We start from the raw sequence: 11,821 nt of genomic DNA on the forward strand, positions 1-11,821 counted from the left end.
GTCTCAGATAGCCGCAGCCAGGATCCTGCTCTATTCTCGGGGAAAATGGATTCCTCCAGGCTTTGTCGAGGCATTATGACGTACAAATCCCTGATTGCTGAAGTCCACAATCAGCAGCGCACCCTGACCGCCATTGTCGAACAGGATGAGCGCACTGCCTATTTTTACATCTGGCCAACCGACCTGTTCCGCAGTCAGTATGCGGTGCGCGGCTGCTGGCTACGAAACCTGCTGCCGGCACCAGCGCAGGAAGATAGCGAGGCGATGGAGCAGGGCATAGCGCCGCTGCTCAGCGCCGAGTATTGCCGTAATCTGGAAGCCGAACCCGCGCTGGATCCGGCGGGTCTGCAGGTGCTATGGGAGCCGAGTGATGATGGCGCGGCGCTGTGGTACTACGGCCAGCTGCTGGCGGTGATCCCTGGCTGGAGCCTCTATCAGGAGAAGCAGGTGAGCTTCTCTGCGGGCTGCATCAAAAAGAACCGGCTGACGGCACCGCTGGGGTCGGCATCAACCAATGACTACTACGCCCGTGCGGAGCATCAGCGTCAGTTCTGGCGCGAATGGCACGACGGCAGCGAGTGGGATAAGGTGCAGAACGATCTGATGGCCTGCTATCAGGCGCGCTTTGGCGAGTCAGTGAAATATTACGCTATCGATCAGGGCAGTTGGCCGCCGATGGCGATCTCCCAGCACTGGCATCAGGGCGTCTGGTATTTCCTGACCATCGGCATGAGCATCCGGCCAATGCCGCAGGTCGATTATCTGTTTGATGAGCTGGCACCGCAGTATCGCCGCATTGAACTCGGTATGGCGGTTGACGGTGAGGTCATGACCGAAGGCAACGCGGTGCAGATGGCCAGCGCGCTGGCGGAGTTCGTGCATCTGCCGTGGGCGCGTCTGACCTGGCTGGGCGAGGGCCATACGCTGGCGTCGGAAGTGGCACCCGTCGGCTTTGAAAGCTTCCTGCTCGCCAATGAGCTGGCAACCGAACAGGTGCAGTTCTCGCTGCCAAAACGCGACGGCGATCGCCCGACACTGCTCTGGACTACGCCGATTACGGAAGCGGAGCGGCAGTTCGCGCAGGCGGATGAACATGGCGGTCAGAAGTTACGGGAATTGTTAACGGCGGATGGCAATAATCACATCTTCCGTCCGCGCCAGCAGGTCGTCAGTTCAGAAGAGTAGGCCAGCAATAATGCGGCTGTTCGCCCATTCCCCGGCGCCCGCCGGGGACGTGATAGTTCCTGTCTGAAATTAAATTTTTACATAAATCAAACATTTCTCAAATATGTGATCTTGCCCATCTCAAGTTCCTGTTTGCCGTGCCGTTAAACCCGATCAGGCAATCGCGCCGCACCAGGTTCAGGGGAACAAAGATGTTTAAAACAACACAATCCCGCTTCACCGCAACAATGATCGCGTTCTTTGTTGCGCTTTTACTCGTTACAGTTTGGGTTATTAATCAGTTTGTCGCGCCACAGCTGGTCGATAGCGAAAGCCGTCTGGTTCGCTATCAGGTGGATTCACTGGCTTCCGGTATCGTTGAACAGATGAACCGCGTTCAGGCCCAGCAGCGCGCCATTACCGAAGCCGCATCCGTCATGGACAGCGCCACCATCGACACCCTGTTACCGACGCTGGTTAACCAGTATCAGGACAGCAATGTGTTTGGTGGCGGGATCTGGCCACTGCCAAATCGTCGTGACCCGGCCAAAGAGAAGGACAGCAGCTTCTTTGCCCGTAATGCCAGCAATGAACTGCAGGTGAACACCTACTGGAACTCCGACGCGGCTGACAAATACTGGGAGCAACCCTGGTACAAAGATGGCATGGCCGCGCCAAAAGGCCAGTGTGCCTGGGCAAAAGCCTATCAGGATGCCGCCAGCCCGCAGCCGCGTACCAACTGTGCTATGGCCATCTACAAAAATGGCACGGCCTGGGGTGTCGCCACTATCGACGTGACGCTGGGGTTCTTTAACCAGCTGGCGAAGCAGATGGGTGAAACCATTCAGGGCAACGTCCTGATCGTTGAAGCCGATGGTAAAGTCGTGGGCAATGGCGCGCTGGTGAATGCTGCACCGAAGCTCGAAAACCTGGCTGACGTGCAGATGCCGATGGCAGTACCGCTGAAAACGCTGCTTAACGGTGTTGGCAATCAGCCGCTGGAAACCACCTATGACAGCAGTGAAGGCGAGCAGACGCTGTTCGTGCAGGCCATCCCCGGCAGCCCGTGGTATCTCGCCAGCAGCCTGCCAACCAGCCTGCTGAAAGCGCAGTCGCACAACATGCTGACCCGTCTGGGCCTGGTGCAGATCCCTCTGGCGATAATCCTGCTGCTGGTGTCGCTGGGCTTTGTCCGCGCCATGATGAAACGTCTTAACGTGCTGAACAGCAATATCGAAGCGTTGTCGACTGGTGGTGCCGATCTGACTCAGCGTCTGCCAGCCAGCAACAGCCCGGAGTTCAACGCCGTCGCGCAGAGCTTTAACCAGTTCATCAGCTATCTGCAGGGGCTGCTCCAGCAGGTGGGCGACAGCGCGCTGGCGATCACCGCCGCGTCGCGGGAAATTGCCAGCGGCAACGCCAATCTCTCCTCCCGTACCGAAGATCAGGCCAGCTCGATTGTGGAAACGGCCGCGTCGATGGAGCAACTGACCGGCACCGTGCGTCAGAACGCCGACAACGCCACCCACGCTAACCAGCTGGCGGGGGATGCCTCGCAGGTGGCCGCACGTGGCACCGAAGTGGTCCGTCAGGTGGTCACCACCATGGGCGAGATTCATCACTCATCCCGTAAAGTGGTCGATATCATCAGCGTGATCGACAGCATCGCATTCCAGACCAATATCCTGGCGCTGAACGCCGCAGTAGAAGCCGCACGGGCGGGTGAACAGGGTCGCGGTTTTGCGGTGGTGGCATCGGAGGTGCGCAACCTGGCGCAGCGTTCAGCCAATTCGGCGCGTGAGATTAAAAAGTTAATCGAAGAGTCGGTGGCGAACATCGATACCGGCAGCGCGCTGGTCGAGCAGGCGGGTCAGACCATGGATGAGCTGATGAAGGGCGTGAGCAGTGTGACAACGCTGATGAGCGAAATCATGTCAGCCAGCCGCGAACAGAGCCTGGGCATCGAACAGGTAAACGTTGCGATTACCCAACTGGATGGCACCACGCAGCAGAACGCCGTGCTGGTGGAGCAGGTCTCTGCTGCCGCGCAGGCGATGGAATCGCAGAGCACCCAGCTTGAGCGGGTGGTTCAGAGCTTCCGACTGTAATCCCTCTCCAGGCCAGCCTTGCTGGCCTGATTTCCTCTCTGCGTCATCCGCTTATCTCCGCCTGACCCGGGTAAAAAATCCTCGATGATCCGCCCAAACCGCTCATTCTGTGCCAGAATAGTTGGGAATAATCTCAAGGAAACGCCATGTCTGCTATTGAAGTTATCCTCGTTGACCACCTCGATCGTCCCACCGGCAAGATGGAAAAGCTGGAAGTGCATGAAAAAGGATTACTGCACCGCGCGGTGACGGTCTACGTCTTCAATTCCCGGCAGGAGCTGTTGCTACAGCGGCGTGCCAGCGATAAATATCATTGTGGTGGCTTGTGGAGTAATACCTGCTGTGGTCATCCTTATCCCCATGAATCAACCCGCGACGCCGCCGAGCGCCGTCTGCGTGAAGAGATGGGGATGGTAGTGACGCTGACGCCGGTGTTTGAGCTGAGCTACAACCTGAAGCTGAGCAATGGCCTGACTGAACATGAGTATGGTCACGTCTTCTTTGCCGTCTGCGACAGCCTGCCGCAGCTGAATCCGCAGGAAGCGGATGCCTGGGATTATCGCCCGATGGCGCTGATTGAGCAGCAGATGCAGCAGCAGCCACAGCAGTTCACACCGTGGTTTTTGCATACCTTCCCGCGCATCCCGGACTATCTGGAGCAGTTTCCTTTCCCGGCAGTTACGGCATAAAAAAACCGCACTAAGGTGCGGTTTCAATGCTGGCCGGCGAAGCCGGGCCGGGGTAAACAATGCGCCAGGGTTATGAGCCCGTTTGCTCCCTGAGCCGGCGCGCTATCCACGCCCTGGCCGTTGATTATCGCTGCAGCTCGAAATCTTCCGCATCCACATCATAACCCGACGGTTCCCAGCGGATCGCCAGCAGCGCCAGCAGGCCCGCCAGTGGTGCCAGGAAGATCACCCAGAACACGCCGGTGCCCAGCGCCGCGACCAGCACCGGAAACAGAAACAGCGAAACGGTAGAACTGCCGCGCATCAGCGTCTGGTTAAAGCCGACACCCACGCCGCGCAGCGACGTCGGATAGCTCAGCGACGCAAACGTCATGGTATGGGAGCCAGGCCCGAATCCCTGTCCAAACAGGAACAGCGCCAGCATGCCGATCGCCAGCGCGGCTTCCTGACCGCCTTCCGGACGACCAATCAGCGCCAGCCCGAGCAGCGCCACGCACTGACAGGCATAACCCGCCACCGACATCTTCCACGCCCCGAGGCGCGGCACCAGTCGCACCGCCAGTATCCCGCCGACAAAGGCGAACAGCAGATTCAGCGCCAGCGACACCAGAATGGTGGTAAGCATTGACTGGGCAAAGAAGCTGGAGATGATCACCGGCAAGCCAAACGCCACCGCGTTATAAGCAAAGGATGAGGCAATGGAAGTGATGGTCGCCAGCAATGTACGGCGGCGATAAACACCCTGTAACAGCGCACCATAGTTACGCCAGCTCGCCTTGCGCACCGGTGTGGCAGGCGTCAGCGCGGCGTCGGGCGCCACCTGGGCATTAATATTCCACGCACTGCGTAAAATCGCCGCGGCACCTTTCAGGTTGCCCTGATTCGCCGCCCAAACCGGGGATTCGCTCATGTAACGGCTACGGATGGCGATGATGATAATCGCCGGAACGGCACCAAAACCAAGGATTAGCCGCCAGAGCCAGTCGGTGTGGCTTTCGGGTAACACGGCATAGAGCAGCAGCACCAGCAGATAAGAGATGCTGATCGCCGCATACCAGGTTGGGCACCACATCGCCACGCTGGCCGCTTTATTCCCCTTGCCACGCAGCCGGGAAAACTCCGCCAGAAACGCCATCGCCACCGGCAGATCGATTCCGACCCCCAGGCCCATCACAAAACGCGCGCCGGCCAGCACATACTCATTGGGGGCAAACGCACAGGCGATAGCCGCCACCACGAAAAAGAACATATCGGCCATAAACACCCGATAACGGCCAATTTTATCCGTGAGATAGCCGCCGATCAGTGCGCCGATAATGGCCCCGAAGGTGATTGCCGAGGCGACCATGCCGGTGCCGGTCGGGGTGAGATTAAATTCGCGCGTAATGTCTTTGATGCCAAAGGCCAGCGCACCCAGGTCGTAGGCGTCAAGGAAGACGCCCCCCAGCGCAATCGCCACCACAATACGGGCATTATTACGGGCGCTGTCGCCACTGTTCACTAATCGGGAGACGTCAGCTGCGCTGCGGATCCACTGTGTTTCGCCACCGGGCGAACTCCCTGCTGTTGCCACATGGGCGGAAGAGGTCAGGTCGGACATGATGTTGTGCGTCTTTTATTATAAAAACAGATTTCCGAGAATAGCCGTTTAGACGCCCAGACGTAAATTCATTTCGGTTATATGAGATGAATTTATAATCTCAAATCGTTATCAATTTGCGATAAAGTCAGCTGCATCGCCGCTACGCCAGGCTACGCTTTTAAGGCAGATAATTCCGCTGCATACCTTGCCAGCCTCCTGCAGAGCGGCAGGTGAGCAGCCTGAACGCGCAGGCGCACAACGCCTTGTGAATTATTACGCATGAACAAAACGTAAAAACAACACACTGCGATAAGGAAAAAGTCATGGTCAGAATTCGGGGTTGGATAGGTGTCAGCGCGTTGCTGCTCAGCATGGGGATGGCACACGCGGCAGATCCGGTGCGGGTCGGCTCAAAAATTGATACCGAAGGATCGCTGCTGGGCAATGTGATCCTTCAGGTGCTGGAAAAGCACGGGGTAAAAACCGTCAATAAAATTCAGCTCGGCACCACACAGGTGGTACGCGGTGCCATCACGGCGGGCGAACTTGATATCTATCCGGAATATACCGGCAACGGTGCATTTTTCTTCAATGATGAGAAAGACAGCGCCTGGAAAAATGCCGCTGAAGGCTACGAAAAGGTTAAGAAGCTGGATGCGGAGAAAAACCATCTGGTCTGGCTGACACCGGCTCCGGCCAATAACACCTGGACTATCGCTGTGCGAAAAGATCTGGCTGAAAAAAATCAGCTCAACTCTCTGGCGGATCTCAGCGCCTGGCTGAAAAAAGGCGGCACCTTCAAACTGGCGGCCTCAGCAGAATTTATTGAACGCAGCGATGCCTTACCCGCCTTTGAAAAAGCCTATGGCTTTGACCTCAAGCAGGACCAGCTGCTGTCGCTGGCGGGCGGCGATACCGCTGTCACCATCAGCGCAGCGGCACAGCAGACTTCCGGCGTAAACGCGGCGATGGCGTACGGCACCGACGGTCCGGTGGCGGCATTAGGTCTGCAGACGCTCAGCGATCCTAAAGGGGTTCAGCCGATTTATGCGCCGACGCCAGTAATCCGTGAATCGGTACTCAAAGCCTATCCACAGATTGCAGAGTGGCTGAAGCCGGTGTTCAGCGCGCTTGATGAGAAGACGCTGCAACAGCTCAACGCCAAAATCGCGGTCGACGGTCAGGATGCCAGCAGCGTAGCGACCGAATGGCTGCAGCAGAAAAAGCTGCTGTAACCGATGCAGATATCGCGGGAAGCGATACGCCGTCCGATTGAGCAGCCGGTGGCACTGCTGCTGCTGACGCTGCTGAGTCTGGCGCTGGTGGCATTGCCGTTTCTGAACTTCGCCCCGAACCGTCTGGTGGCGGGTGAACCATTGATGGGCTGGCAGATTAGCCGCTTCGGGCTGTTGCTGCTGCCGCTGGCGACGCTGTGGCTGCTGCTGTGGCGACAGCCTGGCCGCCTTACGCTGATTGTGGCGCTACTGGCGGCAGAACTGATGCTGGCGGCGATTATCTGGCTCAGCGGTCATCAGGCCACTTTACTCAGCCAGCAGGGCAGCCGTCTGGCGCGCACCAGCTTTGCCAGCGGACTGTGGTGCAGCGGCGCGCTGATCCTGCTGCTGATCACCGATCAGGTGCGGCAACTGACCCGTCATCGGCTGGCACAGCTGCTGCTCAATCTGCAGGTCTGGCTGCTGCCGCTGCTGCTGCTGTTCAGTGGCCAGCTCAGCGATCTCTCCCTGCTGAAAGAGTATGCCAACCGCCACGCGGTGTTTGATGCCGCGTTGAGCCGTCATCTCACCCTGCTGGCAGGAACGGTGCTGCCTGCGCTGATGATTGCGCTGCCGCTGGGCGTCACGCTGTTCCGGCGGCCTGGCTGGCAGGGTGGGGTGTTCGGCGTACTGAATGTGATTCAGACGGTGCCCTCGGTGGCGCTGTTTGGTCTGCTGATTGCGCCACTGGCCGGACTGGCCCAGCATTTTCCGTGGCTCGGCGACTGGGGCATCAGCGGTATTGGCATGGCTCCGGCACTGATCGCGCTGGTGCTTTACGCCCTGTTACCGCTGGTGCGCAGCGTGGTGGTGGGGCTGCAACAGGTACCGCACGACGTGCGGGAGAGTGCACGTGGCGTCGGCATGAGTGGCTGGCAGCAGTTTATTGCGGTGGATGTGCCGCTGGCGCTGCCGGTCTGGCTGGCGGGCCTGCGGGTAGTGGTGGTACAGACGCTGGGCATGGCGGTGGTCGCGGCGCTGATTGGCGCGGGCGGCTTTGGCGCGATTATTTTCCAGGGACTGTTAAGCAGTGCGCTTGATTTGGTGTTGCTGGGGGTGATCCCGGTGATTGCGCTGGCGGTGATCATCGATGCGCTGTTCCGCCTGCTGATCTCACTGCTGGAGAGAAAAGATGATTGAGTTTGACGGCGTTTCCCGCGCGTTTAACGGTAAAGCGGCGGTGAAAGATCTGTCGTTACAGGTGGCGAAAGGGGAGTTTTGCGTGCTGCTTGGCACCTCCGGTTCGGGCAAATCGACCACCCTGAAGATGATCAACCGGCTGGTGGAGTTTGACAGTGGTGAAATCCGCTTTGCCGGAGAGTCGATTCGCCAGCTCGATGCCCGCACGCTGCGGCGGCGCATGGGCTACGCCATTCAGTCGATTGGCCTGTTTCCGCACTGGACGGTGCGGAAGAATATCGCCACGGTGCCCGTGCTGCTGGGCTGGCCCCGGGCACAGGTCAATGAACGTATCACGGCGCTGCTGGCGCTGCTGAATCTCGATGCGCAGCTGCTGGACCGCTATCCGCATCAGCTCTCGGGTGGGCAGCAGCAGCGCATCGGCGTGGCGCGGGCACTGGCGGCGGATCCGGAGGTGTTACTGATGGATGAGCCGTTTGGTGCACTCGACCCGGTGACGCGCGGGGTGCTGCAACAGGAGATGTTGCGCATTCATCAACTGTCGGGCCGCACCATCGTGCTGGTGACGCACGACATCGACGAAGCGCTGACGCTGGCAGACCGTATTGTGCTGATGGATAACGGCGAGATTGTTCAGCAGGGCAGGCCGGTGGAGCTGCTCACCCAGCCGAAAAATGATTTTGTGCGCGACTTCTTTGGTCGCAGCGAAATGGGGGTACGGCTGCTGTCGCTGGAGCAGGTCGGTAATGCCGTGCGGCGCGGCGAGTGGCTGCCGGGCGAACCGATCGCTGCGGCACTGACGCTGCGGGACGCCCTGTCGCAGTTTATCGCCCGGCGTACCGATAAATTGCCGGTCATTGACGATCAGCAGCGGCCGCTGGGCGTGCTCCACTTTGGCGATCTGCTGCAACTGCGCGAGGATTTAACATGCGCAGGCTAAGGGATCCGCTGCTGTGGCTGGTGCTGTTCTACGGCGCGCTGCTGACCCTGATGCCTTACAGCGGGCCGCTGTTTCACCGCTGGTTTCCCGAACTGGCGCGGCCACTCTATCAGCAGGAGAGCTTCTGGCAACTGACGCTGGCACATCTGTTTCTGGTGATCACCGCCAGCCTGCTGGCGATCGTGATTGGCATCGGCAGCGGTGTGCTGGTGACGCGACGGGCGGGCCGCGCCTTCCGGCCGTTGATGGAAACCATTGTGGCGGCAGGGCAGACGATTCCGCCGGTGGCGGTGCTGGCGATTGCGGTGCCGGTGATGGGATTTGGCGCCTGGCCCGCAGTCGTGGCGCTGCTGCTCTACGGATTGCTGCCGATTTTACAGGGGACGCTGGCGGGTATTGATAGCGTACCCGCCAGCAGTCGGGAGATCGCCATCGGGGTCGGCATGAGTAGCTGGCAGCGGCTGTGGCAGATTGAGCTGGCGCTGGCTGCGCCGGTCATCATCGCCGGGATACGCACCTCGGTGATCATCAACATCGGCACCGCTGCCATCGCCTCGACGGTCGGCGCGAAAAGTCTGGGATCGCCGGTGATTATCGGCCTAAGCGGCTTTAATACAGCCTATGTGATTCAGGGGGCATTACTGGTGGCGCTGCTGGCGATAGTCAGCGATCGCCTGTTTGAACGCCTGCAGCGCTGGCTTAGCGTGAGTGAACGATGAGAGAGTATCCCACCAGCATCAGACCGCCGGTGCCGCCTGCCGCCATAATGAAAAACAGGGTGGCGAAAAAGGCTTTTTTGACATTCATGGTTAAAACCTGAGCTCGTTAACAGTGAGGCGGGGATAATAGCGCGCGCAAGGCAGCAGGCAAAGTGCCCGGCGTGCGTTTTTGTTATCAGGCAGGGTCGTGCAACCGCACGGTATAGCCCTGTTCCTGCCAGTGTGACAGCTGTTCCTGCTGGCGGCGGGTCAGTTTTTTACCGGTAAAGACAAACATATTCATGCCAGGAAAGAGCTCAGGACGCGGTAAATCCAGCGGTTCTGCCAGCACATCTATTCGCCAGCCATGCTGCGACAGACGCCAGCCTTCCAGCCAGATGCGGGTACGATCGTCGATACCCCAGCCAATAATCAGCGCATCTTTACCCGATTTTTTACGGCTGCCGGTCAGGCAGAACGCGACATAATCGATCAGCAAACCATCCAGCAGGCTGCACATAGTGCGGGCGGTGTTCTGATCCAGACTGAGCTTCTGGCGCACCGGCATAAAAACATGGTCGATAAGCGCATCAATCGGATGTTCGCGACCAATCGCGGCAATTTTATTACGAAGTTTAGCGGGTCTGACGTGACGCAGGACGCTGATCAGCTCATCCTGGAGTGTGGTCCAGCCGTCATGGGCATCTACATCGCCACCTTCCAGCAGTGCCTTAACTTTACCGACCGGCACGCCGCTTTCAATCCAGCGCATGATCTCTTCGATGCGATGAACATCTTCTTCGTCAAACTGACGATGTCCGCCTTCGGTACGTTGCGGCTTCAGTAAGCCATAACGACGCTGCCAGGCGCGCAGAGTGACTGGGTTTATGCCACAGCGCTCGGCAACGTCACCGATACTGTATAAGGTCATAAATTCCTCTTTCGATTGGTCTGAGTGCAATTACCATAACGAAGCCGACTAAGTTGTACAATACATTTCTCAATGTACAACTTGACTGATACGCTGTTTCTCCGCTATATCTCATATCAGAGAATTATTCCCAAATATGAGAATTCACCATGTCAGAGCTGAATACGGAGCAACGACTGGCGGTGAGGCTGGCAGAATTACGCCTGCAACGCGGCTGGTCGCTGGATGAACTTTCTGTCGCAACGGGCATCAGTCGTGCGTCATTATCGCGCATTGAGCGAAGCGAGACCAGCCCTACTGCTGCGTTGCTTAACCGTCTGTGTGTTGCCTACGGATTAACGATGTCGCGCCTGCTCAGTGAAGTGGAGGCTGAGTCCAGTCTGCTGATCAGAGATGACCAGCAGCCCGTGTGGCAGGATGAATCCAGCGGATTTATTCGCCGGAATGTTTCACCTCCTGCGCTTCATTTCCGATGCGAACTGGTTGAGGGCAAATTACGGCCCGGTGCACGTATAGATTACGATGCGCCACCCATTCAGGGGCTGGAGCAGCATATCTGGCTACGCGAAGGCGGCCTCACCGTCACGATGGGGGCGCAGCAGTGGGCGCTGAAGCCCGGTGACTGCTTACGTTTTCATCTGGTCGGGAGATCGGCTTTTGAGGCGCACCTGACTGACGGCGCGCGCTATTTACTGGTGGCGGCGAAACCATGATCGATTACGCAATACTTCGCGCCGACGAAGCGCAACAGCAACTGGGTGAACTCACTGCGGTGCTGCAGGCCTGTGTGGCAGATGGGGCCAGCGTCGGCTTTATTGATGCTGAAGACGAAGAGGTGATGACGCGATTCTGGCAGCAGCGGATTGCCGGTCTGGCAGACGACAATAGCGAATTATTCGTTGCGCGGCAGCACGGTCGCATCGTGGGCACGGTCATTCTCAGTGGCAGCGCGATGCCTAATGGCCGACACCGGGCGGAGATCAGCAAACTGCTGGTGCATCCGCAGGCGCGCCGTCAGGGCATCGCGCGTGAGCTGATGCAGCGCGCTGAGCAGCAGGCCCGCGCGCAGGGCAAAACGCTGCTGGTGCTGGATACGCGCAGCGGCGATGTCGCCAGCGATCTCTATCGCTCGCTGGGCTGGCAGGTGGCGGGGTCGATCCCGTTTTATGCCGAATCCACCGCTGGCGTGCTGGATGCCACCACCTATATGTACCAGGTGCTGGCGTAGCCTGCGGCTGGCCTTTCTTCGTGCCGGCCCGGTTTGACGGGCTGCCCGCGTGAACCTGAACCAGTCA

General features: G+C 58.7%; 11 protein-coding genes. 9 read left to right on the forward strand and 2 right to left on the reverse strand.

The genetic code is table 11. From position 1 onward, the window contains the following. Positions 1–75: 75 nt before the first annotated feature. From AC0T7J_RS08525 to idi, 3 genes are all read left to right on the forward strand, one after another. Entirely contained in the window at positions 76–1,185 is a 1,110-nt protein-coding gene (locus AC0T7J_RS08525) for a suppressor of fused domain protein (protein WP_473793468.1), read from the forward strand. Between the two features lie 191 nt (positions 1,186–1,376). After that, a complete protein-coding gene (locus AC0T7J_RS08530; RefSeq protein WP_473793470.1) occupies positions 1,377–3,272 on the forward strand; it encodes a methyl-accepting chemotaxis protein in 1,896 nt (631 codons plus the stop codon). Between the two features lie 146 nt (positions 3,273–3,418). Continuing rightward, positions 3,419–3,961 carry an isopentenyl-diphosphate Delta-isomerase gene (idi, locus tag AC0T7J_RS08535; protein ID WP_010669710.1) on the forward strand — a complete coding sequence of 181 codons (543 nt, stop codon included), beginning with the start codon at positions 3,419–3,421 and terminating at the stop codon, positions 3,959–3,961. Between the two features lie 124 nt (positions 3,962–4,085). On the opposite strand, the gene AC0T7J_RS08540 is transcribed toward idi, so the two are convergent. Continuing rightward, positions 4,086–5,561: an MFS transporter gene (locus AC0T7J_RS08540; RefSeq protein ID WP_473793472.1), complete on the reverse strand. Its 1,476-nt coding sequence runs from the start codon at positions 5,559–5,561 to the stop codon at positions 4,086–4,088. A gap of 305 nt (positions 5,562–5,866) precedes the next feature. Between AC0T7J_RS08540 and osmF the strand changes: the two genes are divergently transcribed. Genes osmF through AC0T7J_RS08560 form a run of 4 tightly spaced genes read left to right on the forward strand, consistent with a single transcriptional unit; the run spans position 5,867 to position 9,616 of the window. Continuing rightward, a complete protein-coding gene (osmF, locus tag AC0T7J_RS08545; RefSeq protein WP_473793473.1) occupies positions 5,867–6,778 on the forward strand; it encodes a glycine betaine ABC transporter substrate-binding protein OsmF in 912 nt (303 codons plus the stop codon). Between the two features lie 3 nt (positions 6,779–6,781). After that, the gene (locus tag AC0T7J_RS08550) at positions 6,782–7,957 is read left to right on the forward strand and encodes an ABC transporter permease (protein ID WP_473793475.1); all 1,176 of its coding nucleotides are present in this window, start codon (positions 6,782–6,784) and stop codon (positions 7,955–7,957) included. After that, complete coding sequence (locus AC0T7J_RS08555; protein WP_010254263.1) at positions 7,950–8,897, forward strand: ABC transporter ATP-binding protein; 948 nt, start codon at positions 7,950–7,952, stop codon at positions 8,895–8,897. Before AC0T7J_RS08550 ends, AC0T7J_RS08555 begins: the two co-directional genes overlap by 8 nt. Further along, entirely contained in the window at positions 8,885–9,616 is a 732-nt protein-coding gene (locus AC0T7J_RS08560; protein ID WP_010669716.1) for an ABC transporter permease, read from the forward strand. Before AC0T7J_RS08555 ends, AC0T7J_RS08560 begins: the two co-directional genes overlap by 13 nt. Before the next feature lie 175 nt (positions 9,617–9,791). Here AC0T7J_RS08560 and AC0T7J_RS08565 read toward each other — a convergent pair whose 3' ends face one another. Then, entirely contained in the window at positions 9,792–10,526 is a 735-nt protein-coding gene (locus AC0T7J_RS08565) for a MerR family transcriptional regulator (protein ID WP_473793478.1), read from the reverse strand. A 149-nt stretch (positions 10,527–10,675) separates the two neighbouring features. On the opposite strand from AC0T7J_RS08565, the gene AC0T7J_RS08570 reads away from it, so the two are divergent. Both AC0T7J_RS08570 and AC0T7J_RS08575 read left to right on the forward strand, forming a co-directional pair. Further along, positions 10,676–11,239: a helix-turn-helix domain-containing protein gene (locus AC0T7J_RS08570; RefSeq protein ID WP_473793479.1), complete on the forward strand. Its 564-nt coding sequence runs from the start codon at positions 10,676–10,678 to the stop codon at positions 11,237–11,239. Beyond that, on the forward strand, positions 11,236–11,754 hold the full coding sequence (locus AC0T7J_RS08575; RefSeq protein WP_473793481.1) for a GNAT family N-acetyltransferase: 519 nt from the start codon (positions 11,236–11,238) through the stop codon (positions 11,752–11,754). Before AC0T7J_RS08570 ends, AC0T7J_RS08575 begins: the two co-directional genes overlap by 4 nt. Positions 11,755–11,821: the final 67 nt, after the last annotated feature.

This window comes from Pantoea sp. E956-1 (genome assembly GCF_982223955.1).

Bases quoted from the DNA above. Each gene is read 5' to 3' on its own strand.
- AC0T7J_RS08555 (WP_010254263.1), top strand. From the start codon at position 7,950: ATGATTGAGTTTGACGGCGTTTCCCGCGCGTTTAACGGTAAAGCGGCG.
- AC0T7J_RS08525 (WP_473793468.1), top strand. From the start codon at position 76: ATGACGTACAAATCCCTGATTGCTGAAGTCCACAATCAGCAGCGCACC.
- AC0T7J_RS08530 (WP_473793470.1), top strand. From the start codon at position 1,377: ATGTTTAAAACAACACAATCCCGCTTCACCGCAACAATGATCGCGTTC.
- idi (WP_010669710.1), top strand. From the start codon at position 3,419: ATGTCTGCTATTGAAGTTATCCTCGTTGACCACCTCGATCGTCCCACC.
- AC0T7J_RS08540 (WP_473793472.1), bottom strand. From the start codon at position 5,561: ATGTCCGACCTGACCTCTTCCGCCCATGTGGCAACAGCAGGGAGTTCG.
- AC0T7J_RS08560 (WP_010669716.1), top strand. From the start codon at position 8,885: ATGCGCAGGCTAAGGGATCCGCTGCTGTGGCTGGTGCTGTTCTACGGC.
- AC0T7J_RS08575 (WP_473793481.1), top strand. From the start codon at position 11,236: ATGATCGATTACGCAATACTTCGCGCCGACGAAGCGCAACAGCAACTG.
- AC0T7J_RS08570 (WP_473793479.1), top strand. From the start codon at position 10,676: ATGTCAGAGCTGAATACGGAGCAACGACTGGCGGTGAGGCTGGCAGAA.
- AC0T7J_RS08550 (WP_473793475.1), top strand. From the start codon at position 6,782: ATGCAGATATCGCGGGAAGCGATACGCCGTCCGATTGAGCAGCCGGTG.
- osmF (WP_473793473.1), top strand. From the start codon at position 5,867: ATGGTCAGAATTCGGGGTTGGATAGGTGTCAGCGCGTTGCTGCTCAGC.
- AC0T7J_RS08565 (WP_473793478.1), bottom strand. From the start codon at position 10,526: ATGACCTTATACAGTATCGGTGACGTTGCCGAGCGCTGTGGCATAAAC.